General features: G+C 69.5%; 26 protein-coding genes and 1 tRNA gene. 18 read left to right on the top strand and 9 right to left on the bottom strand.

The window, feature by feature from the left end; genetic code table 11:
• The first annotated feature begins 3 nt into the window (after nucleotides 1–3).
• The 10 genes from rplU (at nucleotide 4) to AC0L5F_RS04815 (ending at nucleotide 6,523) form a co-directional block, all read left to right on the top strand.
• The gene (gene rplU / locus AC0L5F_RS04860) at nucleotides 4–309 is read left to right on the top strand and encodes a 50S ribosomal protein L21 (RefSeq protein ID WP_473316147.1); all 306 of its coding nucleotides are present in this window, start codon (nucleotides 4–6) and stop codon (nucleotides 307–309) included.
• A gap of 10 nt (nucleotides 310–319) precedes the next feature.
• Nucleotides 320–595 carry a 50S ribosomal protein L27 gene (rpmA, locus tag AC0L5F_RS04855; RefSeq protein WP_473315506.1) on the top strand — a complete coding sequence of 92 codons (276 nt, stop codon included), beginning with the start codon at nucleotides 320–322 and terminating at the stop codon, nucleotides 593–595.
• Between the two features lie 84 nt (nucleotides 596–679).
• The gene (gene obgE, locus AC0L5F_RS04850; RefSeq protein WP_473315505.1) at nucleotides 680–3,289 is read left to right on the top strand and encodes a GTPase ObgE; all 2,610 of its coding nucleotides are present in this window, start codon (nucleotides 680–682) and stop codon (nucleotides 3,287–3,289) included.
• A 4-nt stretch (nucleotides 3,290–3,293) separates the two neighbouring features.
• Nucleotides 3,294–4,538, top strand: coding sequence for a glutamate-5-semialdehyde dehydrogenase (locus AC0L5F_RS04845; RefSeq protein WP_473315504.1), 1,245 nt, complete (start codon nucleotides 3,294–3,296; stop codon nucleotides 4,536–4,538).
• Nucleotides 4,539–4,582: 44 nt separating this feature from the next.
• Nucleotides 4,583–4,735: a hypothetical protein gene (locus tag AC0L5F_RS04840; RefSeq protein ID WP_473315503.1), complete on the top strand. Its 153-nt coding sequence runs from the start codon at nucleotides 4,583–4,585 to the stop codon at nucleotides 4,733–4,735.
• A gap of 50 nt (nucleotides 4,736–4,785) precedes the next feature.
• Entirely contained in the window at nucleotides 4,786–5,385 is a 600-nt protein-coding gene (nadD, locus tag AC0L5F_RS04835; protein ID WP_473315502.1) for a nicotinate-nucleotide adenylyltransferase, read from the top strand.
• The gene (rsfS, locus tag AC0L5F_RS04830) at nucleotides 5,382–5,732 is read left to right on the top strand and encodes a ribosome silencing factor (RefSeq protein WP_473315501.1); all 351 of its coding nucleotides are present in this window, start codon (nucleotides 5,382–5,384) and stop codon (nucleotides 5,730–5,732) included. The genes nadD and rsfS overlap by 4 nt, the downstream gene beginning before the upstream one ends.
• A gap of 13 nt (nucleotides 5,733–5,745) precedes the next feature.
• Nucleotides 5,746–5,934 (top strand): histidine phosphatase family protein, encoded by a 189-nt coding sequence (locus tag AC0L5F_RS04825; protein ID WP_473315500.1) that lies wholly within the window; start codon nucleotides 5,746–5,748, stop codon nucleotides 5,932–5,934.
• Nucleotides 5,888–6,391 (top strand): histidine phosphatase family protein, encoded by a 504-nt coding sequence (locus AC0L5F_RS04820; protein ID WP_473316146.1) that lies wholly within the window; start codon nucleotides 5,888–5,890, stop codon nucleotides 6,389–6,391. Before AC0L5F_RS04825 ends, AC0L5F_RS04820 begins: the two co-directional genes overlap by 47 nt.
• A 59-nt stretch (nucleotides 6,392–6,450) precedes the next feature.
• A tRNA-Ala gene (locus tag AC0L5F_RS04815) sits at nucleotides 6,451–6,523 on the top strand.
• Here AC0L5F_RS04815 and AC0L5F_RS04810 read toward each other — a convergent pair.
• Nucleotides 6,497–7,255 carry a hypothetical protein gene (locus tag AC0L5F_RS04810; protein ID WP_473315499.1) on the bottom strand — a complete coding sequence of 253 codons (759 nt, stop codon included), beginning with the start codon at nucleotides 7,253–7,255 and terminating at the stop codon, nucleotides 6,497–6,499. The genes AC0L5F_RS04815 and AC0L5F_RS04810 overlap by 27 nt on opposite strands.
• Nucleotides 7,256–7,336: 81 nt before the next feature.
• Here AC0L5F_RS04810 and AC0L5F_RS04805 point away from each other — a divergent pair, with 81 nt between their 5' ends.
• From AC0L5F_RS04805 to AC0L5F_RS04785, 5 genes are all read left to right on the top strand, one after another.
• Nucleotides 7,337–8,125 (top strand): DUF5819 family protein, encoded by a 789-nt coding sequence (locus tag AC0L5F_RS04805; protein ID WP_473315498.1) that lies wholly within the window; start codon nucleotides 7,337–7,339, stop codon nucleotides 8,123–8,125.
• Entirely contained in the window at nucleotides 8,122–9,066 is a 945-nt protein-coding gene (locus AC0L5F_RS04800; protein WP_473315497.1) for an HTTM domain-containing protein, read from the top strand. Before AC0L5F_RS04805 ends, AC0L5F_RS04800 begins: the two co-directional genes overlap by 4 nt.
• Nucleotides 9,067–9,273: 207 nt before the next feature.
• Nucleotides 9,274–10,569 (top strand): hypothetical protein, encoded by a 1,296-nt coding sequence (locus AC0L5F_RS04795; protein WP_473315496.1) that lies wholly within the window; start codon nucleotides 9,274–9,276, stop codon nucleotides 10,567–10,569.
• Nucleotides 10,570–10,634: 65 nt separating this feature from the next.
• Entirely contained in the window at nucleotides 10,635–11,405 is a 771-nt protein-coding gene (locus AC0L5F_RS04790; protein ID WP_473315495.1) for a DUF5819 family protein, read from the top strand.
• Complete coding sequence (locus AC0L5F_RS04785; RefSeq protein WP_473315494.1) at nucleotides 11,398–12,480, top strand: HTTM domain-containing protein; 1,083 nt, start codon at nucleotides 11,398–11,400, stop codon at nucleotides 12,478–12,480. Before AC0L5F_RS04790 ends, AC0L5F_RS04785 begins: the two co-directional genes overlap by 8 nt.
• Here the strand turns inward: AC0L5F_RS04785 and AC0L5F_RS04780 are convergent.
• Both AC0L5F_RS04780 and AC0L5F_RS04775 read right to left on the bottom strand, forming a co-directional pair.
• On the bottom strand, nucleotides 12,419–13,672 hold the full coding sequence (locus tag AC0L5F_RS04780; protein WP_473315493.1) for an MFS transporter: 1,254 nt from the start codon (nucleotides 13,670–13,672) through the stop codon (nucleotides 12,419–12,421). The two genes, AC0L5F_RS04785 and AC0L5F_RS04780, sit on opposite strands and share 62 nt — an antisense overlap.
• A gap of 256 nt (nucleotides 13,673–13,928) precedes the next feature.
• A complete protein-coding gene (locus AC0L5F_RS04775; protein ID WP_473315492.1) occupies nucleotides 13,929–15,875 on the bottom strand; it encodes a M13 family metallopeptidase in 1,947 nt (648 codons plus the stop codon).
• A 32-nt stretch (nucleotides 15,876–15,907) separates the two neighbouring features.
• Here AC0L5F_RS04775 and AC0L5F_RS04770 point away from each other — a divergent pair, with 32 nt between their 5' ends.
• Genes AC0L5F_RS04770 through AC0L5F_RS04760 form a run of 3 tightly spaced genes read left to right on the top strand, consistent with a single transcriptional unit; the run spans nucleotide 15,908 to nucleotide 19,228 of the window.
• Nucleotides 15,908–16,726, top strand: a complete 819-nt coding sequence (locus tag AC0L5F_RS04770; RefSeq protein WP_473315491.1) for a siderophore-interacting protein — start codon at nucleotides 15,908–15,910, stop codon at nucleotides 16,724–16,726.
• Nucleotides 16,727–16,735: 9 nt separating this feature from the next.
• Nucleotides 16,736–18,160 (top strand): SDR family NAD(P)-dependent oxidoreductase, encoded by a 1,425-nt coding sequence (locus AC0L5F_RS04765; protein WP_473315490.1) that lies wholly within the window; start codon nucleotides 16,736–16,738, stop codon nucleotides 18,158–18,160.
• 21 nt (nucleotides 18,161–18,181) lie between these two features.
• Nucleotides 18,182–19,228, top strand: coding sequence for an NAD(P)-dependent alcohol dehydrogenase (locus AC0L5F_RS04760; protein WP_473315489.1), 1,047 nt, complete (start codon nucleotides 18,182–18,184; stop codon nucleotides 19,226–19,228).
• 82 nt (nucleotides 19,229–19,310) lie between these two features.
• Here AC0L5F_RS04760 and AC0L5F_RS04755 read toward each other — a convergent pair whose 3' ends face one another.
• The 6 genes from AC0L5F_RS04755 to AC0L5F_RS04730 form a co-directional block, all read right to left on the bottom strand.
• A complete protein-coding gene (locus tag AC0L5F_RS04755; RefSeq protein ID WP_473315488.1) occupies nucleotides 19,311–19,718 on the bottom strand; it encodes a LapA family protein in 408 nt (135 codons plus the stop codon).
• Nucleotides 19,719–19,826: 108 nt separating this feature from the next.
• Nucleotides 19,827–20,018, bottom strand: a complete 192-nt coding sequence (locus AC0L5F_RS04750) for a CsbD family protein (RefSeq protein WP_473315487.1) — start codon at nucleotides 20,016–20,018, stop codon at nucleotides 19,827–19,829.
• A 76-nt stretch (nucleotides 20,019–20,094) separates the two neighbouring features.
• A complete protein-coding gene (locus tag AC0L5F_RS04745) occupies nucleotides 20,095–21,312 on the bottom strand; it encodes a CDP-glycerol glycerophosphotransferase family protein (RefSeq protein WP_473315486.1) in 1,218 nt (405 codons plus the stop codon).
• Nucleotides 21,312–22,478 (bottom strand): UDP-galactopyranose mutase, encoded by a 1,167-nt coding sequence (glf, locus tag AC0L5F_RS04740; RefSeq protein WP_473315485.1) that lies wholly within the window; start codon nucleotides 22,476–22,478, stop codon nucleotides 21,312–21,314. Before glf ends, AC0L5F_RS04745 begins: the two co-directional genes overlap by 1 nt.
• Nucleotides 22,471–23,466 carry a glycosyltransferase gene (locus tag AC0L5F_RS04735; protein WP_473315484.1) on the bottom strand — a complete coding sequence of 332 codons (996 nt, stop codon included), beginning with the start codon at nucleotides 23,464–23,466 and terminating at the stop codon, nucleotides 22,471–22,473. The genes glf and AC0L5F_RS04735 overlap by 8 nt, the downstream gene beginning before the upstream one ends.
• A gap of 29 nt (nucleotides 23,467–23,495) precedes the next feature.
• Entirely contained in the window at nucleotides 23,496–25,304 is a 1,809-nt protein-coding gene (locus AC0L5F_RS04730) for a CDP-glycerol glycerophosphotransferase family protein (protein WP_473315483.1), read from the bottom strand.
• Nucleotides 25,305–25,307 lie beyond the last annotated feature (3 nt).

The raw sequence follows: 25,307 nt of genomic DNA, 5'->3' as shown, positions 1-25,307 counted from the left end.
GTGGTGTACGCAGTCGTGCGCAGTGGTGGTGGCCAGCAGAAGGTTGCCGTCGGTGACGTCATCGAGATCGACCAGGCGGCCGAGGTCGGTTCGTCCGTGTCGCTCCCCGCGGTGCTGCACGTCGACGGTGACACCGTCACGGCCGACGCCGACTCGCTGGCCAAGGTCAACGTGACCGCCGAGGTCCTGGGCGGCACCAAGGGCCCCAAGATCGTCATCCAGAAGTACAAGAACAAGACCGGCTACAAGAAGCGCCAGGGGCACCGTCAGAAGTACACCCAGGTCAAGATCACCGGCATCGAGAAGTAGGGGTACCGACATGGCACACAAGAAGGGCGCCGCTTCCACCAAGAACGGCCGCGACTCCAACGCCCAACGCCTCGGCGTCAAGCGCTTCGGCGGACAGCAGGTCAACGCCGGCGAGATCATTATCCGCCAGCGCGGCACGCACTTCCACCCCGGCACCAACGTCGGCCGTGGCGGCGACGACACGCTCTTCGCGCTGTCGGCCGGTGCTGTCGAGTTCGGCGTGCGCCGTGGCCGCAAGGTCATCAACATCGTTCCCGCGCCCGTCACCTCCGGCGCGCCGGAGTAGTCGAGCGAACACTCTTCGTCGAAGGGGCCGTCCGCAGTGCGGGCTGCCCCTTCTTCGTCTCTCAGCAGGTCCGGAAGGAGCGTCATGGCAGTCCCCACCTTCGTCGACACCGTGACGTTGCACGTGGCGGCGGGCAACGGCGGCCACGGCGTGTCCTCGGTGCACCGTGAGAAGTTCAAGCCGCTCGGCGGTCCGGACGGTGGCAACGGCGGCCACGGCGGCGACGTCATCCTGCGCGTCGACCCCGACGTCACCACGTTGATCGACTACCACCACGAGCCGCACCGCAAGGGTGGCAACGGCATGCCCGGTGCGGGCAACAACCGCAGCGGATCGCACGGCGACGACCTGCTGCTGCGCGTTCCCGACGGCACCGTGGTGAAGTCCACGTCCGGCGAGGTGCTGGCCGACATGGTCGGCCCCGGCACCGAGATCGTCATCGCGGCCGGTGGGCGCGGCGGCCTCGGCAACGCAGCGCTGGCCTCGTCCAAGCGCAAGGCGCCCGGTTTCGCGCTCAAGGGCGAGCCGGGCGAGGCCATCACCATCACGCTCGAGCTCAAGGTCGTCGCCGACATCGGCCTGATCGGCTTCCCCAGCGCCGGCAAGTCGAGCCTGATCGCCGCGCTGTCACGTGCGAGGCCCAAGATCGCCGACTACCCGTTCACCACGCTGGTCCCGAACCTGGGCGTGGTGTCGGCCGGCTCGACCACCTTCACCGTCGCCGACGTCCCCGGTCTGATCGAGGGGGCGAGCGAGGGCCGTGGCCTCGGCCACGACTTCCTGCGCCACGTCGAGCGCTGTGCCGCGCTGGTGCACGTCATCGACTGCGCCACGGCCGACCCGGGCCGCGATCCGCTCACCGATCTCGACGTCATCGAGGCCGAGCTGCGCGCCTACGCCGAGGCCACCGGCTCCGACCTCGACGACCGACCCCGCATGGTGGCCCTGAACAAGACCGACGTGCCGGACGCCCAGGAGATCGCCGGATTCGTTCGAGCCGACCTCGAGGCGCGCGGTCTCGACGTCTTCGAGGTGTCGGCGGCGAGCCATGCCGGCCTGCGCGAGCTGTCGTTCGCGATGGCCGAGGTCGTGGCGTCGCGTCGCGCGGCGGCCCCGAAGGCCGAGGCCACCCGCATCGTGCTGCGCCCGCCGGCAGAGGCGGGGGTGGGCGAGGAGTTCACCATCACCCAGGAGAACGGCAAGTGGGTCGTCCGCGGCGACAAGCCGCGCCGCTGGGTGCACCAGACCGACTTCACCAACGACGAGGCCATCGGCTTCCTGGCCGACCGGCTCAACCGGCTCGGCGTCGAGGACCAGCTGCTCAAGCTGGGTGCCGAGGCCGGCGACGACGTGCTGATCGGTGACGACGACGACGCGGTCGTGTTCGACTTCGCCCCCGACATCGTCGCCGGCGCCGAGGTGCTGGGCCGTCGCGGCGAGGACCTGCGGATCGACCAGTCGGATCGGCGCACCAACGTGCAGCGTCGCGAGGAGCTGGCCGCCAAGCGGGCCTTCGAGGCCGAGGCGCGCAGCGCGCGCGAGTCCGGAGAGCCCAACCGCGTCGACGAGCCCGACTGGAAGCTTCGACGACGACGACGACTCATGAGTCGGATCGTCGTCAAGGTCGGCTCCTCGTCCTTGACCACGCGTGCCGGACACCTTGATCCCGACAGCGTCGAGGTCGTCGTCGGCGCCCTGGCCGATGCACGCGACCGCGGTGACGAGATCGTCCTGGTCAGCTCCGGTGCCATCGCTGCCGGTTTAGGGCCGCTGGGACTGGCCCGCCGTCCGCGCGACCTGCCCACCCAGCAGGCCGCGGCCAGCGTCGGGCAGGGCGCACTGGTGGCTCGGTATGCCGAGCGCTTCGCGGCCCGCGGGCTGGTCGTCGGCCAGGTGCTGCTGACGGTCGACGACGTCACCCGTCGCAGCCACTACCGCAACGCGTTCGCGACGTTCACCCGTCTCCACGAGCTCGGCGTCGTGCCGATCGTCAACGAGAACGACACGGTGGCCACCAGCGAGATCCGCTTCGGCGACAACGACCGCCTGGCCGCCCTGGTGGCCCACCTCGTGCACGCCGACCGACTGGTGCTGCTGTCCGACGTCGACGGACTGTACGACGGCCCTCCGGACCGTCCGGGTTCGCGGCTCATCGCCGAGGTGGCCGATGCCTCCGATCTCGGTGGTGTCGACATCTCGACCGTGAGTGACTCCAAGGTCGGCACCGGCGGCATGATCACGAAGGTCGAGGCCGCTCGCATCGCCACCACGGCGGGCATCCCGGTCACCCTGACGTCGGCCGCGCTCGTGGGCGCCGCCCTGCGCGGTGAGCGCGTCGGCACCGAGTTCGCGGCCACCGGGCGTCGTCGGCCCACCCGCCTGCTGTGGCTGGAGCACCTCAGCGAGACCAAGGGCACGCTGCACCTGGACGCCGGAGCCGTGCAGGCCGTGGCCCACCGCCAGGCCTCCCTGCTGCCGGCCGGCATCACCGCCGTCGACGGCGAGTTCGCGGCCGGTGACCCGGTCGATCTGGTGGCACCCGACGGCACGGTGGTGGCCCGCGGGCTCGTCGGGTTCGACAGCGCCGAGCTGCCACGGCTGCTGGGCCGTCAGACGCGCGATCTCGCCGCCGAGCTGGGGGCCGAGTACGAGCGGGAGGTCGTCCATCGCGACGCCCTCACGCTCCTAGGATGACGCCATGACGATCGTGCACGACCTCGCCCTCCGAGCGCGCGAAGCGGCGCTGGTGCTGGCGGCCACGTCCACCACCGACAAGAACGCCGCCCTGCACGCGATCGCCGACGACCTCGTGGCCGCCACGGCTCGCATCGTGGCAGCGAACGGCACCGACGTGGAGGCGGCCCGCGCCTCGGGCACCGCTGAGCACGTGATCGACCGGCTGATGCTCGATGCCGATCGTGTCGCCGCGTTCGCCGAGGGCGTGCGCGACATCGCCGGCCTGCCCGACCCGATCGGCGAGGTGGTGCGCGGCTCGACCCTGGCCAACGGGTTGCGCATGGAGCAGGTGCGGGTGCCGATGGGCGTGATCGGCATGATCTACGAGGGTCGGCCCAACGTCACGGCCGACGCCGCCGCCATCTGTCTGAAGGCCGGCAGTGCGGTGCTGCTGCGCGGATCGTCGTCCGCGGCGGAGTCCAACCGCGCCATCGTGGACGTCATGCGTGCCGCGCTCGTGCGCTCGGGTCTGCCCGAGGACGTGATCACGGGCGTCCCGGCCGACGACCGGTCCACGGCCACCGACCTGATGCGTGCCCGCGGCCTGGTCGACCTGGTGATCCCCCGCGGGGGAGCGGGGTTGATCCGTGCGGTGGTCGAGGAGTCGACCGTGCCCGTGATCGAGACCGGGACCGGCAACTGCCACGTGTACGTGGACGCTGACGCCGATCTCGACATGGCCCTCGACATCGTGCTGAACGCCAAGACCCATCGCACGAGCGTCTGCAACGCCGCCGAGTCGTTGCTGGTGCACCGCGACGTCGCCGACGTCTTCGTGCCCCGGGTCGTCGAGGCGCTGCAGGCCGCCGGTGTCACCATCCACGGCGACGCCGACTTCCAGGCCGCTTCACCCCAGGTCGTCGCGGTGACCGACGAGGACCACGCCACCGAGTACCTCGACCTCGACATCTCGGCGGCCGTCGTCGACACCCTCCCTGCCGCCATCGCCCACATCCGCCGTTTCTCGTCCGGGCACACGGAGGCGATCGTGACCCGCTCGATCGGCACCGCTCGGCAGTTCACCCTCGGCGTCGACTCGGCTGCCGTGATGGTCAACGCGTCCACGCGCTTCACCGACGGTGCCGAGCTCGGGTTCGGTGCCGAGATCGGCATCTCGACGCAGAAGCTGCACGCCCGCGGCCCCATGGGCCTGACCGAGATGACCACGACCACCTACGTCGTCACCGGCGAGGGTCACACCCGCTGACGGCCACACCGCCTGTCGGTCGGGCGGTGGGATAGATTGCTGCCATGCAATCGAACCTGGTCTCGCTCGTCGCCTCCGAGGAGCAGCTGCGTGACATCGGCATCGAGCCCTGGGCCGTCGGCGTCATCGCGCTCGCTGTGCTGATCGTCCTGCTGCTGGCACTGCTGCAGTTCGGCAAGGGACGCGAGCACTCCTGAGCGCGTCGTCCTCGGGCCCTGGTGACGGCGCGCGACGCCGCATCGGCGTCATGGGCGGCACCTTCGACCCGATCCACCACGGCCACCTGGTGGCGGCCAGCGAGGTGCAGTCGTTCTTCGACCTCGACGAGGTGGTGTTCGTCCCGACCGGCCGACCGTGGCAGAAGGCCGACCGCGAGGTCTCCGAGGCCGAGGACCGCTACCTGATGACCGTCATCGCCACGGCCGCCAACCCGCGCTTCGAGGTGAGCCGGGTCGACATCGACCGCGACGGTCCCACCTACACGATCGACACGCTGCGAGACATCGCCGCGCAGCGGCCCGACGCGGACCTGTACTTCATCACCGGAGCCGACGCGATGGCTGCCCTGCTCACCTGGCGCGACCACGACGAGCTGTTCTCACTGGCGCACTTCGTGGGGTGCACCCGTCCCGGCCACGAGCTGAACGAGGAGTCGCTGGACGGTCTGCCCACCGAGCGCATCACGATCCTGGAGATCCCCGCCCTGGCCATCTCCTCGACCGACTGCCGTGCACGCGTGGGACATGGTGATCCGGTCTGGTACCTGGTCCCCGACGGTGTCGTCCAGTACATCGGCAAGCACCACCTGTACCGCGACGAGCCGGGCGCAGGAGAAGGAGCGTCATGACCGCCACGGAGCGCGCCGTCGAGCTCACCCGCGCAGCTGCCGCAGCCGCCGACGACAAGCAGGCCACCGACATCGTCGCCTTCGACGTCAGCGAGCAGCTGGCCATCACCGACGTCTTCCTGCTCTGCTCGGCCTCCAGCGCCCGCCAGGTCAGCGCGGTGCAGGACGCCATCGAGGAGGCCCTGCTCGAGCTCGGTGCCAAGCCGGTGCGCCGCGAGGGTCAGCGCGAGGCGCAGTGGGTGCTGCTGGACTTCGCCGACATCGTGGTGCACGTGCAGCACGCCGAGATGCGGACGTACTACGCGCTCGAGCGGCTCTGGAGCGACTGCCCGGTCGTCGCGCTGTGACGGGGGCGGCGAGGTGAGCACCCGTCAGGTGGTGCTGCTGCGGCACGGTCGCACGGCATGGAACGTCGCCGGCCGGGTGCAGGGCACCAGCGACATCCCGCTCGACGCCATCGGACGCCAGCAGGCCGAGGCGGCCGCCGGAGAAGCTCGCGGCGCTGCGGCCCACGCGCATCATCTCGTCCGACCTGTCGCGGGCCCTTGAGACGGCGCAGACGCTGGCCGCGGTGGTCGGTGTCGAGGTGGAGACCGACGTGCGGTTCCGCGAGATGCACTTCGGCGCCCGCGAGGGACTGACCTGGGCCGAGGCGTGGGAGAAGTTCCCCGACGGCATGCGTGCGTGGGTGGGCGGCGACGAGACGCAGATCCCGGGCAGCGAGACCCATCGTCAGGCCGGTGACCGCTTCGCCCAGGCGCTGCAGGAACGGCTCGACGAGCGCGAGGACGAGGTGGTCGTGGTGGTGGCGCACGGGGGAGTGCTGCGGTCCGGCGCGTGCGCCTTTCTCGGCTTTCCCCTGGAGCAGTGGGACCTGTTCGGCGGTCTGAGCAACTGCTCGTGGTCGGTGCTGGAGCAGCGGCGCCACCGCGAATGGTCGAGGTGGCGGATCACCGAGTGGAACGCCGACAGCCTGCCCCGCCCGATCCAGTCCGACGACGAGTGAGAGCGGTCGGGGCCGGTTTGGGAGACGGCCGAGGGCTCCGCTAACATGGTGCGGTCCCCGGGGCATTGGCGCAGTTGGTAGCGCGCTTCCATGGCATGGAAGAGGTCAGGAGTTCGAATCTCCTATGCTCCACCCGTAGGTGAAGGCCCCGCATCTCATGCGGGGCCTTCTGCTTTTCTCGTGACGGTGCGGGGCGGCTGACGGAGCCTCAGCTGAGGGTCGTGGCGCAACGCGAAAGACATCGACCTGCGAGTACAGCACGCCAGCGTCCTCGTCGACTAGCTCGTCTGCCCAGTCATCTGGCTCAGGCCCGAGAAGGTCGTCCTGCTGAATGACTTCAACAATGCCGGCGACTGGGTCGAGACCGTGGACTTCTCTCAGGCTGTCCCAACCGTCGGCGTGGGCGATCTGGTAGAGGGCTCGACCGAGGTCGGTCACATCTTCAGCGGCGTCGGCCTCGCTGTCGTCAGGCCAAACGCGCAGATAGGCGGCTCGTCCAGCGGTGAGGACTGCCTCAGTGTGGGTGACCTCGTAGTCGTGTCTCTGAACGACAGAAATGCCGGTCGTGGGCCACTCTTCGGCCTCGTCGTCGTCGGCCCCGTCGTCGTCGAACTGTTCGAGCGCTCCGAAGGGATAGCTGTTGCCAGTGAATTCGAACTGCGCGTCGGCGTAGGCGACCAGCGCTGGCAGGAGCGCCTCGCTTGCTTGGAACACCTTCTGGATGTCCCCGTCGGCCGCGACGATGGCTGCCGCGTGGATCGCGATTGCGTCCTGAACCGTTTTCGCAGAATCCGTCAGACGGACCGCGCCCTCAGCCGTCCACGGGTCGAAGTCGTCGTCCAGGTCCTCGATGTCATCGCTCACGGCTCACAGCCTAGGTGGATCACGTCATTCCTTGCGCCGACTACGACTCACATCCTCCGCGGAGTCTCCTATGCTCCACACATGCCTGACGCGATCGTGGATGACTCCGATCCGTCCGCATCCGATGCATCACCTGCCTCCCTCAACCCGTGGCGAGCGGCGTTCCTGGTCTTCCTGGCGGGAATCGTCGGTCTGCAGCTTTTCGCGGTGACGTTGGCGGCGATCCCGCCCAACGCGGTCTCGAATTCCGCGGCGCCGAGCACGGACTACCTGCGTCCGTACTTCACCCAGAACTGGCGGTTGTTCGCCCCGAACCCGGTGGCGCAGGACCGCACCGTGCGCTTCCAGGCCTCGTACCGCGACGAAGCCGGCGACGTGCAGCAGACCGCGTGGGTGGACTGGACCGCGGTGGAGCTGGACCTGGTCCATCACCGCGTCGTCGGCGGACGAGGTGGGTACATCACCAACAAGCTGATCGAGTCGCTCAGCGCCGTCTACCGGCCGATGAACGAGGACCAGCGCTCGATCATCGACTCCACGCGCGACGACGGGCCGCTGGGCTGGGCCGACCTCGAGAGTCAGCTGGTGACGGCCGGTGTGGCCGAGCCGCGACTGGCGTCGTTCCTGCGGTACGAGCGAGCCACCGTGCGGCTCGGCACCGACGTGCTGCGTGCGCGGCATCCTGACCTCGATCTGGTCGCGGTGCGCTACGGGGTGGGTCTGCACGACGTCACGCCGTTCGACCAGCGATCGCAGGGCGCCGACGCGCGACCCAACGCGACCGAACGGCTGTCGGGGTGGCGCCCGCCCGTGCAGGGCTCGCGGTCCGAGCTCGGAGCGATCGCCGACTTCGACGCGAGGCATCGATGAGGTTCCTGCAGCTCGCCGATCGGTGGCTCACGGGCGAGAAGCACTCGCTGTACGGGACAGCGGTCGCACGGATGATCCTCGGGTTCGTCGTGTGGAGCCAGCTGGTCGTCAACTGGCCCGATCGCCAGTACACGTGGGGCGCCGGGACCGGGTGGACCTCGCCGGTGCGCGACGCCAAGAGCTGGCCGGAGATCTTCGGGCTGTTCGACCACCTGTCCGGGCGGGCGTTCGACGTGGCCTACCTGGCCACCATCGTGGCCGGGTTCGTGCTGATGATCGGCTTGTTCACCCGCGGCAGTGCTGTCGTGACGTTGCTGCTGTGGATGTCGCTGTACGTCACCAACCCGTGGGTGGGCTCGGGCGGCGACGCCGTGCTGCGCATGGTCCTGCTGTACCTGTGCTTCACCGACTCGGGCCGGATCTGGTCGGTGGACGCGCGGCGGGCATCGAGGTCCGGCGACCGGCGCCGGTGGGTGCCGCTGTGGCTGTCCACGGCCGCGCACAACCTCGCGCTGATCCTGATCATCCACCAGGTCGTCATGGTCTACGTGGGCTCGGCGTTCTGGAAGCTGCAGGGCCCCTTGTGGAAGGACGGCACGGCGGTCTACTACCCGTTGCAGACCGACGCGTACTCGCCGTGGGGCGACCTGCTCGGCCCGATCATCACCTGGGGTCCGTTCGTCCTGATCGGTTCGTACACGGCGCTGATCGCCCAGCTGTTCTTCCCGGTGCTGCTGCTGTACCGCCCCAGCAGGTTCGTCGCACTGGTCGTGATCACCGGCATGCACGTGGGCATCGGGCTGCTGATGGGCATCTTGTACTTCTCCTTGTCGATGATCGCCGTCGACATGATCCTGGTGAGCGACGCGTCGTGGAGAGCGGGTCTGGCGCGCGTGGCGTCTGTGGCGCGTGGGGCGCGAAGTGGCGCCAGAGGTCCCTGAGGTGTGAGAGTCCCGTGGTGCAGGTGCGCGGACGGCATTTTTCACTGAAGTTGCAACTACATTTGCTGAAAAACAATTGGTGCGGCGGTGTGACTTTTGGGACTTTGTGCCGTTACCGTTTGGGGAGCCTGAGAACTGTCACGTCCGTTCTCAGGTGTTCTCACCGCCAGCACATCATTGTCACGTCGCCTAGGGGCCACTACACACATGAACAAACTTGCCAGAAACTCCATCGCAGCCGGTCTGACGACCCTGCTGATCACCACCGGCGTGGCCTTCTCCGCGAACGGCGCCGAGCCGATCGTCGCGCAGAGCAATGCCAGTGCCGTGACCGCCACCGGCCTGACGAGCATCGTCGACTCCGACGAGTGCAGCGCCGTGTCCACCGGCACCGGGGCTCCCGCGGCGGGCACGGGCAACTGCGGCACCGGCCTCAGCACGCAGGGCACGGGCACCATCAACCAGACCGCGTCCACGGATCTTTCCGGCGACCAGGGCACCTCGCAGGCCGCGGCGTCGGTCGAGTCCGTCGACATCCCGGCCCTGACCACCATCGACCTGTCGACGGTCCAGGCCGATGTCCAGAACATCTCGACCGGCACGATCCTCGACGACATCGTCGACGGGCTCGATCCGCTGTTGCAGCCGACCTTCGAGGCGCTCCTCACGCCGCTGCTGTCGGGCATCCAGAGCGCTGCTGTCGCTCCCATCACGGCCGCGCTCCAGCAGGCGATCCCGGTCTCGGTCAGCATCGGCGCGGTCACCAGCCAGTGCACCGCCGACGCGACCGCCACCGGAACGGCCAACGTCGCCGGCATCAACATCCTTGTCGACCTCCCCGGCGACAACGACATCATCGTGCCGGTGAGCATCGGCACGGCGCCGAACTCGCCTGTGGTCGGCAACGTGACCACGCAGGCCGTGGTCAACGGCCTGCTCGATGGCATCGAGGCCTCGCTCAACACCAGCCTCGGTGGGGCCCTCGGCACGTTGGGCACCGTGGTCGGCGACATCCAGGACCAGCTGGTCCAGGGCATCCTCGACCAGATCGGCCCGGCGCTCCTCGATCCGATCGGCGACGCCGTCACCCCGATCCTCGACGGCACGGTCAACAAGCAGGTCGCCAGTGCCGGACAGATCGCGGTCACGGGTCTGAGCCTGAACATCCTCGGCCAGACCGCCACGCTCGATCTGGCCCGCACCGAGTGCGGCCCGAACGCCCTGCGCGCGACGTCGACGCCGACGGCCACCACGCCGACGGCCACCCAGCCGACGCCGACGTCCACGCCGACGGGCCCGTCGACCACTGACGGAAGCACCGTGGCCATCGCCGACGCGGACAGCGCTGCTGACGCCGACGCCGCGGCCACCCTGCCGGACGCCGGAGCAGAGAACCTGCTGCCGTTCTTCCTGCTGGGCATCGCGTTGCTCGCCTTCGGCCTCGGAGTGCTGCTGAACGAGCGTCGCAGGCTCAACGCCGGCGGCCCGACGCCGCTCATCTGAGCGACACGCTGACGACGAGGGCCGACACCGAAGCTGGTGTCGGCCCTCGCCGTACGCTGTTGCACATGTCTGACGCCGCTGCCACCGCCGACCAGCTCGGCCGGTGGCAGCGGTCGGTCGTGCTCGGCGCGGGCGTCCTGCTCGTCATCCACTCGTCGCTGCTGGCCCTCTGGCTGGCGCCGTCGAGCCCGGTGCGCGACGTCGTCGGCAACGCCCGGCTCTCCACGTACGTCGACCCCTACTTCCAGCAGGGCGACGAGACGGTCGGCGTGGGTTCCAACCGGGTCGACGAGTCGCTGCAGCTGCGGGCCCGTGTGCGTCCCCTGCAAGGGGGAGAGACCACGACCACCACGTGGTTCGACGTCACCGCGCGCGAGACCGAGGCGATCCGTGGGGAGCTCGACCCCCCTCGCGCACGACAGATCGCGCGTCGCATCGCCACCAACTTGAACTTCACCCGGTTCGACCTGTCGGTGCAGCAGCGAGAGATCGTGGCCGACTCCGATGCCGACGTTCCCCCCGGACAGCTGCGGCAGGAGCTGCTCGCGGCCGATCCTTCGTCGGGTCGTGCCGTGGCCAACCTGGAGGTCCAGGACACCATGGCCGCCCAGTACGCCTCGCTGTGGCTGGGCGCCGAGCTGACCGACGTCGAGGTGCTGCAGGTGCAGTACCGCGTGGGCCGGCGCGTCGTCCCTGACTTCGACCAGCGAGCCGATGCATCGGTGCAGGGAACCGCGTTCGACTGGTTCGCGTTCGGCTGGCGTCCCGCGTTCCGGGCCGAGCCGGCCGCGCGCCAGGCGTTCGCCGACTACCTGGCAGGTGAGCGCCGTGGTTGACGCCTGGTGGCTGGTGGTCGACCGCCTCGCCGAGCTGCGCGAGCGATTCGAGCACTGGATGGTCGACGACCGACATGCCGCACGCAGCGCTGCAGCGGTGCGCATCGGCACCGGACTGTCCGTGCTGGGGCTGTTGCTCGCCAACTTCACCACCCGTGACGTCTGGGTGGGGCAGGCCTCGATCTGGGCCGATCCCGCGCGCTCGGTGACCAGCTTTCCCGAGCTGGCTCTTCTGCGCGGCGTCAGCGGTGACGTGCTGGTCGTGATCTACGTCCTCACCATGCTCGCGGCCGCTGCGTTCGTGGCCGGTTGGCACACGAAGGCCGCCAACGTGCTCACCTACGTCGGGTTCATCGCGATCGTGGCGCAGAACCCCGTCGTGGGTGTCCAGGGCGACAATCTCGTGCGCCTGACGCTGTTGTGGCTGCTGCTGATGCGGACGGCCGACCACTGGTCGCTCGACGCCCGCCGGCGAGACCGGCTGCTGCGCGGAGACGCCGAGCGCGCCGTGTACGAGGAGGACGTGCTGCCCGGCTGGGCGGCCAACGTCATGCACAACTTCGGCCTGGTGGCACTGGCCGCGCAGACCGTCCTGGCCTACACGGCCGCCGGGCTCGACAAGGTCTCGCAGGACGTCTGGCAGCACGGCACCGCGCTGTACTTCACGATGCAGCTGCCGGAGTCACGGCCGTTCCCGGGCCTGTCGGACCTGCTCAGCTCCAGCCAGGTGGTGCTGGCGGTGATCACGTACACGGTGCTGCTCGTGCAGCTGTTCTTCGCTCCGCTGCTCATCTCGAGGGTCACGCGTGGAGTCGTCATCGCGCTCGCCGTGGTGGTGTCGGTGCTGTTCGGGGTGCTGTTCGCTGCCCCGTGGTCGCAGCTGGCGGTCATCGCCGTCACGGTGCTGTTCGTGTCGGACCAGACGTGGGAGCGCCTCGAGGACGTCGTGCTCGACCGGGTCGACCTGGTGGCCGACCGGTTCGGCGACCGCTGGTACGGAGTCGTCGACGGCGTCAGGGACGGTTCGCGAGACGCGATCGACGCGGTGCTGCGTCGCGGTCGCGACCGGCGCTGAGCACCATGAGCACGACCGGCACGGTCAACAGCGCGGCGGCGCCGTTGAGGGTGCCGAAGCCGAACAGCGCCACGACCCCACCGGCGATGAGGCCTCCGGTGGCGCCGGCCAGGTTCATGCTCAGGTCGGAGAATCCCTGCACCACCAGTCGGTCCTCGACGGCCAGCGAGGCCGACAACATGGCGGCTCCTGCAATGACCGAGGCCGACCAGCCCAGCCCCAGCAGGGTGAGACCGACCGTGATGCGCAGCTCGGAGTCGCCCGACGTGCCCGCGACGGCCACGGCCAGCAGCAAGGTCGCCTGACCGGCCAGGATCACCCGCTCCGGGCCCCAGCGATCGCTGGCCCAGCCCATCACGGGCGACAGCGCGAACATGCCGGCGATGTGCAGGCTGATCGTCAGGCCGATGATCGTCAGTGCAGCGCCGTGGTCCTGCATGTGCACCGGGGTCAGCGCCATGACGGCCACCATGACGGCGTGCGAGGCGGCGATCGTCACGACCGCCACCAGGGTGCGCCCGTGCAGGAACGGCACGGCGGCGCGCAGGCCGCGGCGCACGGGGGCGGCGGCCCGCTCGGCGCGAGCGAGGGGATCGGGACGCAGGAAGGTGAAGGTCAGCAGCGCTGCCAGGGCGAACCCGAGGAACGAGAAGAGCATCGGCCCGGCGAGGGCGGGCAGGCCGAGCGTGCGCGCCACCGAGGCGCCCGGGCCGGTGAGGTTCGGCCCGGCCACTGCGCCGATGGTCGTCGACCACACGACGATCGACAGCGTGCGGCCGATCTGGCCGGGTTCTGCACGGTCCACGGCGGCGAAGCGCGACTGCAGGTTGGCGGCCGTGCTGCCACCGAACAGGAACAGGCCGAGCAGCACGAGGGGAAGCAGGCGGGTCTGCGCACCGGCCACGGTCAGGGCGGCGCCGGCCGCTCCGCTGGCCCACCCGAGGGTGAGTGCGGGGCGGCGACCGGACCGGGCTGCCAGCGACGACAACGGCACGGCGAAGGCCGCCGCGCCCAGGGTGAGCATGACCACGGCTGTTCCGGCCCAGCCCGACGACCCGGAGACGTCCTTGACCAGCAGGGCTCCGACCGACAGGCCCGCTCCGTTGCCGATCCCGCCGATGACCTGAACCGCGATCAACGTGCGCACGATCCGCTGCTGCACCGAAGCGTCGGCAGTCCGGGTCGCAGTCACCGGCCCAGACTAGTGGCAGTCGTCGGCCCCATCGGCTTGCTGTCGCCTCGGTCGCTCGTTCCTCGCTCCCTCACGTTCCTCGCAGGGCTCGTCACTGGCGAGCGGGTTGTTCGCCAGGGAGCGGAGCGACCGTGAGCGGAGCGAGGCGAACCACAGCTGGTCAGCTCGCTGTTTCCTCGCAGGGCTCGTCACTGGCGAGCGGGGTCTGTTCGCCAGGGAGCGGAGCGACCGTGAGCGGAGCGAGGCGAACGACAGGTCACCAGATGGTGACGCGGTCCTCCGGCGCGAGCCAGAGGGCGTCGTCCTCCGTGACGTCGAACGCGGCGTAGAAGGCGTCGATGTTGCGCACCACCTGGTTGCAGCGGAACTCCGGCGGCGAGTGCGGGTCGACCGTGAGTCGGCGCACCGTCTCGGCCGGTCGCACCTTGCCCTGCCACGTCTGCCCCCACGACAGGAAGAAGCGCTGGTCGGGGGTCAGCCCGTCGATCGGTTCGTCCGACGGCTGGCTGAGTCGGAACGCCTTGTAGGCGATGCCCAGGCCACCGAGGTCGCCGATGTTCTCGCCGATGGTCAACGACCCGTTGACGGTCTGACCGTCGGCGCCGTCGGGGGAGAGGGTGTCGTACTGCGACACCAGTGCACCCGTGAGCTTCTCGAACGACGCGCGGTCCTCGTCGGTCCACCAGTTCTGCAGGGCGCCCGAGCCGTCGTACTGCGACCCCTGGTCGTCGAAGCCGTGGCCGATCTCGTGGCCGATCACCGCGCCGATCGCCCCGTAGTTCACGGCGTCGTCGGCGTCGGCGTGGAAGAACGGGGGCTGCAAGATGGCGGCCGGGAACACGATCTCGTTCATCGTGGGGTTGTAGTACGCGTTGACCGTCTGCGGCGTCATGTACCACTCGTCGCGGTCGATCGGCGAGCCGATCTTGGCCAGCTCGCGATCGGTCTCGACCGCGATGCTGCGACGCACGTTGCCGATCAGGTCGGTGGGGTCGGTCTCGAGCGCCGAGTAGTCCTTGAACTCGTCCGGATGGCCGATCTTGGGGGTGAAGGCGTCGAGCTTGTCGTAGGCACGCTGCTTGGTCTCGTCGCTCATCCACGACAGGCCGGCGATGCTGTCGCGGTAGGCCGCCAGCAGGTTCTCGATCAGCACGGTCATCCGCTCGCGGGCGGCCGGCGGGAACTCGGTGGCGACGTAGATCTTGCCGACGGCCTCGCCGACGGCGCCCTCGACGAAGCTGACGCCTCGCTTCCAGCGCGGGCGCATCTCGTCGGTGCCCGACAGGGTGCGTCCGTAGAACTCGAAGTTCGCGGCCACGAAGCCCGAGGACAGGTACGGAGAGGCGGCGTGCACGATCTTCCAGCGCAGCCAGTCCTGCCACGACTCGAGCAGGTCGGCGGTGAGCAGGTTCTGCACGCCCTCGAGGAACGACGGCTGCGAGACGACCAGCTCGGCCAGGACCGGATCAGGGACCTCGCCGGCGGTGGCCCAGGCAGTCCAGTCGAACGCCGGGGTGAGCTGCTGCACCGCGTCGAGGGTGAGCAGGTTGTAGGTCTTCTGGGCGTCGCGGCACGCCACACGGTCCCAGTGGTACGACGCGATCTGCGTCTCCAGCGCCACGATCCGCTCGGCCCGCACCGCGGCGTCGTCGAGTCCGGCCAGGTCGAGCATCGTGCGGAGGTGCTCGACGTAGGCCTGCCGGACCGGCTCGAACTGGTCCTCGCGGTAGTACGACTCGTCGGGCAGGCCGATGCCGCTCTGCACCACGTGGGTGACGTAACGGTCCGGCTGGCCGCGGTCGGGTGCGATGTAGAGGCCGAACAGTCCGCCGGTGCCCTGACGGTCCAGGGTGCCCAGCAGGCGCACCAGCGACGCGACGTCGTCGACGGCGTCGACCGCGGCCAGGTCGTCGGCCAGCGGCTCCGCCCCCAGCGCCTCGATGCGGTCCTCGTCCATGAAGCTGGCGTAGAGGTCGCCGATGCGCTGCGCGTCCGGGTCGGCACCGGGATCGGCGGCAGCGGTCTCGATGATCCGCCGCACGGTCTCCTCGGCCTCGTCGACCAGCTCGACGAACGAGCCCGCGGTCGCGCGGTCGGGCTTGATCTCGGTGCTGGCCAGCCAGGGGCCGTTGACGTGCCGGAAGAGGTCGTCCTGCGCACGGATCTGTGGATCGAACTGGGAGATGTCGAGGCCTGGGTTCACCCGTTCAGGCTAGCCCGGCCACACTGGGGATCGTGAGCAAGACGCGACCTGCCCTGCTGACCGTTCTCCGTGCCGAGCAGATCGGGCCGTCGATGCGGCGCATCGTGTTCGGCGGCGCCGGCTTCGACACCTACCTGGAGCGCCACCTCGCGCTGGGCGAGGGGCGGTTGACCGACACCTACGTGAAGCTGGTCTTCCTCCGCGAGGGCTTCGAGTACCCCTCGCCGCTGGACCTCGACGTCGTCCGCGAGCAGCTCCCGCCCGAGGCCGCCCCGGTGCTGCGCACGTACACCGTTCGGTGGGTCGACCAGGTCGCGCGCGAGCTCGCCATCGACTTCGTGGTCCACGGCGACGAGGGCATCGCGGGGCCCTGGGCGGCCAGGGCGACCCCCGGTGACGCGATGCACCTGCGGGGTCCCGGCGGCGCCTACGCGCCGGACCCGGACGCCGACTGGCACCTGTTCGTGGGCGACGAGGCGGCACTGCCTGCCATCTCGGCCTCCATCGAGGCGCTGCCAGCCGGTGCGCGGGCCGTGGCCTTCGTCGAGGTCGACGGCCCCGACGACGAGGTGACGTGGGAGACGACGGCCGACGTCGAGGTCCACTGGCTGCACCGCGACGGAGCCGCCGCCGGGAGCACCACGCTGCTCGACGACGCCGTCCGCGCGTGGGACTGGTGGCCCGGCCGCGCCCAGGCGTTCGTCCACGGCGAGTCGGCGCTGCTGAAGTCGGTGCGCCCGTACGTGCGCAACGACCGCGAGGTGGACCGCGGGGACCTGTCGGTGTCGGCGTACTGGCGTCGCGGCGCCACCGAGGAGGGCTTCCGGCAGTGGAAGGCCCAGAACCGGTAACCTCGCCGGGTGACTGAACTGCGCAACGTCGGTGTGATCCTGGCCGGTGGCACCGGCACCCGGGTGGGTCTGTCGATCCCCAAGCAGCTGATCAAGATCGCCGGCAAGACGATCATCGAGCACACCATCGCCGCGTTCGAGGCCTCGCCGGTCATCGACGAGATCGTCATCCTCATGGCGCCCGGTCACCTCGACCCCGTGCGCGCCATCGTCCAGAACGGCGGCTACGACAAGGTCAGCCAGATCGTCGAGGGCGGCGAGACCCGCAACGAGTCCACCAGTCGCGCGCTGGAGGCGCTGGGCACCGACGAGGTCAACGTGCTGTTCCACGACGCGGTCCGGCCGCTGGTGTCGCAGACCATCATCAGCGACGTCGTGGCCGCTCTGGCCACGCACGAGGCCGTCGACACGGCGATCCCCTCGGCCGACACGATCGTGCAGGTCGAGCCCGAGACGGCCGCCGACGGCATGGAGGTCATCGAGGACGTCCTGCAGCGTCACCTGCTGCGCCGCGGCCAGACGCCGCAGGCCTTCCGCCTCTCGGTCATCCGGCGCGCCTACGAGCTGGCGTGGCAGGATCCGGCGTTCACCGCCACCGACGACTGCACCGTGGTGCTGCGCTACCTGCCGGACGTCCCGATCGCCGTGGTCAACGGCCACGAGCGCAACATGAAGGTCACCGAGCCGATCGACGTCTACATCGCCGACAAGCTCTTCCAGCTGCACTCGGCCGACACGCCCCAGGCGCTCACGGACGAGCAGTACCGCGAGATGCTCACCGGCAAGACGATGGTGGTGTTCGGCGGCTCGTACGGCATCGGGGGAGACATCGCCGAGCTCGCCCGTGGCTTCGGTGCCACGGTCCACACCTTCTCGCGCTCCTCGACCAACACCCACGTCGACCGCCGCGAGGACATCACGGCGGCCGCCGAGCGGGTGCTCGAGGAGTCGTCCTCGATCGACTTCGTCGTCAACACCGCCGGAGTGCTCGTCATCGAGGACCTCGCGGACACCTCGGAGGAGACCATCTTCGCCGCCACCGAGGTCAACTACCTCGCCCCGATCTTCATCGCCCAGGAGTTCTACTCCCACCTCGCGACCTCGGGGGGCTCGCTGCTGCTGTTCACGTCGTCGTCGTACACCCGCGGTCGCGGTGGGTACTCGCTGTACTCCTCGGCCAAGGCGGCGGTCGTCAACCTCACCCAGGCGTTGGCCGACGAGTGGGCCGGCGAGGTGCGGGTCAACTGCGTCAACCCCGAGCGCACGGGGACGCCGATGCGCACCAAGGCGTTCGGCGAGGAGCCCGAGGGCACCTTGCTGAGCTCGATGGAGGTGGCGCGCCAGTCGCTCGACGTGCTGCTGTCGCAGCAGACCGGTCACGTCATCGACATCCGTCGCGAGGACGGCCCGGCGGCCATCGGCGGGGGCTCGTGACCTGTCGGTAGCGTAGGCCCCATGCCTACCGTCGACGCTCTCGTCGCCCCCACCGCCAACGCCCCGTTCGAACGCAGCACCGTCGAACGGCGCGATCCCCGTCCGCACGACGTCGTCATCGACATCGCCTTCGCGGGCATCTGCCACTCCGACATCCATCAGGTGCGCGAGGACTGGGGCCGGGGCCTGTTCCCGATGGTCCCGGGCCACGAGATCGCGGGCGTCGTCAGCGCCGTCGGATCGGACGTCACCTCGTACGCCGTCGGCGACCGCGTCGGTGTCGGCTGCTTCGTCGACTCGTGTCGCGAGTGCGACAACTGCCGGGCCGGCGAGGAGCAGTACTGCCTCAAGGGCGAGGTCGTCACGTACAACGGCAAGGAGTACGACGGCGAGCCGACGTTCGGCGGCTACAGCACCCAGATCGTGGTGGACGAGAACTACGTGCTGCGCATCCCCGACGGCATCGAGCTCGACGAGGCAGCGCCTCTGCTGTGCGCCGGCATCACCGTGTTCAGCCCGCTCAACCACTGGAACGCCGGCCCCGGAAAGCGCGTCGCGATCGTCGGCATGGGCGGCCTCGGCCACATGGGTGTCAAGATCGCCCATGCCATGGGTGCCGAGGTCACGGTGCTCAGCCAGACCTTGTCGAAGGCCGACGACGGCAAGCGTCTCGGCGCCGACCACTACTTCGCCACCAGTGACAAGCAGACCTTCAAGGACCTGCGTGGCAGCTTCGACCTGATCATCAACACGGTGGCGGCCAACCTGCCGGTCGACCGCTACCTGTCTCTGCTCGCGTTGGACGGCACCATGGTCAACGTGGGCATCCCCGACGGCCCCGACAGCTTCCACGCGTTCTCGCTGGCCGGCATGCGCCGATCCATGGCCGGGTCCAAGATCGGCGGCATCCGCGAGACTCAGGAGATGCTCGACTTCTGTGCCGAACACGGCCTCGGCGCCGAGATCGAGACCATCGGGGTCGACGACGTCGATGCCGCCTACGAGCGCGTCGTCGCCAGCGACGTCCGCTACCGCTTCGTCATCGACATCGCCACGTTCGGGGGCTGAAGTCCCCGCTGAGTGACACCTTTCGACAGGTTTTCGGCTGAAATTCCTGTCAAAACGTGACACTCAGCGGGAACGGAAGGACTCAGTGCTTCTTGAGGGCGCGGCGGAGCTGGAAGATGCGCAGGGAGCCGGGGACGGCGACGATCAGCACCGAGACGACCGACGCGGCGAGCATCGCCACGGCCAGCGGCAGCTGACCCTCCCAGCCGAGGAACTTGATCGTCACGTCCTCGGCGTTCTGCGCGATGAAGATCAGCAGGAAGACCGCGAGGACGGCCGCGACGACCGCCCCGATCCAGGCCCCGCTGACGCGGGTGCGCTTGACCTTGCCCGAGCTGGTCATGCCCGGCGCCCTCTGTTCGGGCGCCTTCTGTTCCGGCTTGGTGTGCTCGGGCTTGTTCGGATTCGGCTCGGCCGCGCCGTCGGTGGCCGTGGGGACGTCGGAGCCGGTCGGTTCCGGCTCGGATGAGGACGGTGTGCGCTGTGACACGAGTAGCTCCTGGTCGAGAGTGGCGGGAGACGACGACGCCCCCGCGGCCAGCGTATGGCTTCGGGGGCGTCGGTGCCGAGGTCGCCTCGCGGCGACGGCAGCTGGGTCCTAGGAGAGATCCTTCTTGATGTCCGAGGCGGCGTCCTTGACGTCTTCGCCGACGTTCTTGATGCTGCCCTTGGCCTGGTCCTTCTGACCCTCGGCCTTCAGCTCGTCGTCACCGGTGTGGTCGCCCACGGCCTCCTTGGCCTGTCCGGCGAGCTTCTCGGCGCTGTTCTTGGCCTTGTCGAAAATACCCATGGTTCACTCCTCTGGTTGAGGCCCATCGGTGGACCTGCTCTCCACGCTACGGGGGGCGTGGGCATCCGCAACCCGGTCAGGGACCGGTGGCGCCGCGGGAGCGAGCGGCAGCCCACTCGCGATCGCGCAGCGCCATGGCGTCCTCGCAGGCAGCGATGAACCGTGCCGTGGCGACGCCGGGACTGGGATCACCGAGGTAGTGCTCGACCAGGTCCGCCCGAGCGGCCGCCGCAGGGTCATTCTCGAGGTGCTCGGCCACCACGGCGGCGACGTCGTCGTCGGTCCGCAGCAACGGGACGGTCTGCATGAGGCGGCTCGGTGGCAGCGGACTGGTCGGCTCGGTGACCAGCAGCGGCTTCCCGCTGGGCAGCCAGTTCAGGGTGACCGCCGAGACGTCGGTGATCAGCAGGTCGGCGTCGGCGAACGACTGCTCCAGCGACACGTCGGTGTCGACGCGGTGGGCGAGCGCGCGCACCCGGGCGTCGGCCGCACCGTACGACGGGCGGATCACGCCGTTGAGCGGGTGCGGACGGTAGATCACCCGGTGGGTGTCGGCCAGCGCGGCCACGATGCGCTCGCCCTGGCTCTCGACCGACCCGTACGACACCGACGGCTGCGACGCCTCCCAGGTGGGGGCGTAGAGCACGGTGCGTCGACCGTCGGGAGCAGGCGAGCCCGGCACCCGGAGGGCATCCAGCTGCGGCTGGCCGATCAGCACGCTGCGCGCCGGCGCGTCGTAGAGCATGGTCGCCGCCGCCGTGCGGTCCAGCGCCGCCTGGCCGGCCAGGAAGCACAGGTCGTACGCCTTGACCTGGTTGGAGGCGGAGACGCCCTTGTCGCTGTCGCCGTGACCCAGGTAGACGTGCACCATCGAGGTGAAGCGCAGGCTCTCGAAGTTGATCGGATCGTGGTTGATGTACAGGGCCAGCTTGACGCCACCTCCGGCGTGCAGGCTCAGCGACAGGATCTCGTCGAGCTGGCCGTAGCGGGCGAGCGTCAGGCAGTCCAGGCCGGACTCGTCGCGCACCACGCGGGCGGTGCGGGAGTCCTTGAACACGCACACGACCGGGTGCTGGGCGTCGAGAGCGCGCAGGGCAGGGATCCAGGGGCGAAACTGGTAGAGGCTGTCCAGGGTGGTGGGGAAGTACACCATCACCTGCTGCTCGAACGGCCTCCCGAGGCGCCGCTCGTCCGTGAGCTTGTCCGGCATGCCGGCGGGCAGGAAGCGCGACCGTCGCAGGCGAGCGATCGCCCACAGCTGCAGGCGGCGCACCACCCCGACCCGCGCAGCCATCACGATCGCCCGGAGAGCAGCGGCTGCAGCGTGTTGTCGTACATGCTCAGCGCCGATCCGATCGCCATGTGCATGTCGAGGTACTGATAGGTGCCGAGTCGTCCGCCGAAGTGCACCCCGGACTCGGCCTTGGCCAGCTCGCGGTACGCCAGGAGTCGCTCGCGGTCCTGGGGCGTGTTGACCGGGTAGTAGGGCTCGTCGGCGGCCGCGTTGTCGGCGAACCGGCTGAACTCGCGCATCACGACGGTCTGGTCGTCGGGGTAGGACCGCTCGGGGTGGAAGTGCCGGAACTCGTGGATGCGGGTGTAGGGCACCTCGGGGTCGGCGTAGTTCATGACCGGCGTGCCCTGGAAGTCGCCGACCGGCAGCACCTCGGTCTCGAAGTCGAGCGTGCGCCAGGACAGGTCGCCGTGGGCGAAGTCGAAGTAGCGGTCGACGGGCCCGGTGTAGACGACCGGGAGGTGGCCCACCACGGCGTCCTTGTGGAACGGCTGCGACGCGTCGAAGAAGTCGGTGTCGAGCGTGACCGTGATGCGCGGATCGTCGGCCATCCGCTCGATCCACGCGGTGTAGCCGTCGACGGGCAGGCCCTCGTGGGTGTCGGAGAAGTAGCGGTTGTCGTAGGTGTAGCGCACCGGGAGGCGGCTGATGATGTCGGCGCCGAGGTCGCGCGGATCGGTCTGCCACTGCTTGGCGGTGTACCCGGCGATGAACGCCTCGTAGAGCGGTCGCCCGATCAACGAGATGCCCTTCTCCTCCAGGTTCTGCGGCTCTCCGCTGAACGAACCGGCCTGCTCGGCGACCCAGGCGCGCGCCTGGTCGGGGGTGAACGCCGAGCGGGTGAACTGGTTGATGGTGCCGAGATTGATCGGCAGCGGGAAGACCTCGCCGCGATACGTGGAGTAGACGTGGTGCTGGTAGCCGGTGAACGCGGTGAAGCGGTTCACGTACTCCCACACGCGCTCGTTGGAGGTGTGGAACAGGTGCGCGCCGTAGCGGTGCACCTCGATGCCGGTCTCGGGATCGGGCGAGCTGTACGCGTTGCCCCCGATGTGGTCGCGGCGATCGATCACCTGCACCCGCAGGCCGAGCTCGCGTGCTGCGCGATCGGCGATGGTCAGGCCGTAGAAGCCCGACCCGACGATCAGCAGGTCGACGTCACTCATGTGAGCCCGGAGTGGCAGAGGGCGGAAGGGCAGCGGGCACGTCAGCCGGATCCATGGGCTTCCAGCTCGTGTCGCGCCAGAGGGCCCGGTTGGCGCGGAAGCCGCGGACGAGGTCGCCGATGCCCTTGAGGGTGTGCTGCACGACGACGAGTCGGAAGACCTCCTTGGCGAGCGTCAACGCGGTTCCGAGGCCGAAGCCGAGGCGGTTGAGCTTGCCGTACTCGCGAAAGTACTGGCCCACGTAGGCGCGGTTGCGGATGACGTGGAAGCGGAACAGCGGGCTGCCGTCGTTGAGGTGGCGAACGCCCAGGTTGACCTGCTTCTGCTCGCGCTTGCGCTTCAGCACGAACGCGTTGACGTACACGACCTCGGTGTGCTGGGCGGCCAGCCACGCGTACGCCGCGTCGTCCCAGGAGATGAAGAAGCGCGGATCGGGCAGTCCGATGCGGCGCACGATGTCGCCGTGGATGAGCATCCCCTCGAAGGTGCCGGAGTTGGTCACCGCGTATCCGTCGGCGCCGAAGCCGTTGTTGACCGAGTAGGGGAGCGGGACTCCGAGGAACTGGTTGAACCTGGCCTGCCAGTAGAACGGGGTGCCGTCGAAGTCGTAGCGGCGACCGTGGATGACCTGGAACCGCTCCATCCACGGAGCGAACTGCTCGAGGGCGTCGGGCAGGATCTCGACGTCGTCGTCCATCAACCAGACCCAGTCGGCACCGAGCTCGAGGGCGACCTTGGTGCCCTCGCTGAAGCCGCCCGACCCACCGGTGTTGGTGTCGAGGCGATGGTTGACCAGGACGCCGTCGGCGAAGCCGTCGCGAGCGCGCTCGATGACCTCCTGCGTGTCGTCGGTGCTGGCGTTGTCGACGACGACGATGCGGAAGGGTGCGGTGTCCATCGCGGCGGCACTGGCGAGCAGCTCGGCGAGGAAGCCCGACCGGTTGAAGGTCACGATCGCGATGGCGACCCGGGGGGCTGTCGGACTCACCCCGACACCCTATCGGCCCGGATGCGGGTTCAGTCCTCGGTGACCATGACCTCGGCGGTGGAGGTGCCGTCGCGGTACTGGCGGCGCTCCGCCTCGGACCGGGCCAGGAGGCCTTCGATGCCGGCGGCGAAGGCCTCGAGCGTGCGCTGCTCGGGTGGTCCCAGCAGGTAGGTGGCCAGCTCGGCGCGCTCTGCGGCGAGGGTGTCGGGCGCGGCGCCGGTGACGATGGCGCGGAACTGCTCGATGCCGTGTCCGTCGCGACCGACGATGGTCGCCGCGCCGGTCGAGGGGAACTCGGTCTGGAAGGCGTGGTCGTCGAGGTCGGTGTGGTTGAACACGGCGTACGGCTTCTCCGAGGCCAGGAAGTCGCTGACGACGCTCGACACGTCGGTGACCAGCGCGGTCGAGCGGTTGAACCACTCGTTGATGGCCCCGCCCTTGACCACGCGGTGGTCGATCCCGGTGCGGGTCGCGGCATCGTCGATCAGCGCGGCGATGCGGGCCAGCACCGCGCGGTACTTGGCGTCGCGCTGGCCGGTGAACGGGTGCGCCTTGAACACCACCCGCACGGGTGGATCGGCCGCGAGCAGTCCGGCCACGATCTGCTCGCCCACCGCCGAGACCGACGAGTACTCCTGCTCGAGGTTGACCCCCTCCCACGTGGGTGCGTAGAGCACCGTGGGCACGGGGTCCTCGCCGAGCACCGGGACGCGGCCGATCGCGTGCACCTGGGGTCGGCCGACGTAGCGGTACTGGTCGTCGTGGATGCCGAGACCAGATCGCCGGTACCGGTCGGCGCCTGCCTCGCCGGCGACCCACAGCTCGTCGTAGGCGCGGGAGAACGGGTTGTTCGACGCGCTCTTGTCGCTGTCTCCGTGGCCGATGAACGCGCTCATGATGTTGGGCAGGCGCAGCAGATGGATGTTGTTGCCGGTGTTCGACGGGAACAGCGCCACCCGTGCCGACGAGAAGTCGAGCATGAGCAGCTCGCCGGCGTTCTGCAGCTCCAGCGTCGGGATCGTGGTGGAGGCGAGCCGGCCGAACAGCGGACTGTCGCGCAGCACGATGAACACCCGCCGGTCGAGGTGCTCGAGGCTCTCCAGCCAGGTGTTGATCTGGTAGCCGGCGGTCTCGGGTCCGCTGAGGTGCACGAGCACCTCCGGCTGGTACTCGTCGAGGAAGTCCTGCACGGCGCGCAGGGGACCGGTGAACCCGGTGGCGCGCTTGGCCTGCCGCATCGCCAACGATCGACGAACCGACCGCAGGGTGCGTGCTGCGAGGAGCAGCGAGCCGGCCAGGCCGAGCGCCAGCACCAGCCACCACGGTGCGTGCAGCACGACAGGCACGATCGTGAGCAGCTGTGCCGTCACGACGGTGCCGTACCGGCCGGACGGGCCCTCGTCGATGTGGGGATTTCCGGCGATGTTGCGGGTGCGCATGGGCCGCAGCGGTCCGACCCGGCGGTACTCGGCGTGGAGCGCACGACCGCACAGCACGACGGTCAGCACGAAGGCGACGACGGCGAAGGTGCGGGCAGCGGAGGCTCCGTCGACGTGGTCGGCCGCGACGAGCACCACCACGACTCGCAGGATCCAGCGCATGGCCGTGCCGACCGACGCCTGGCGCAGGGCCAGGGCGGCCTGGGGCGACCGTGGTTCGAAGACGAGCTCGGCGAGGATCGACCCGACGACCAGGACGAGCGCGCCGATCTCCAGCCCGGCCCAGGCCAGTGCCAGAGCGCCGGCGATGCCGCCCAGGACCACGAGCAGCCCGAGTGCCTCGTCGCTGCGGCCGAGCCGTCCGATCACGGACCGGAGGGCTCGGGTCGGCGACGGCATGGC

The sequence above is a fragment of the Aeromicrobium sp. 10G20-16 genome, assembly GCF_055809665.1.
The sequence above is the reverse complement of the archived record's forward strand: the minus strand, read 5'-3'. Positions and strand labels throughout refer to the sequence as shown.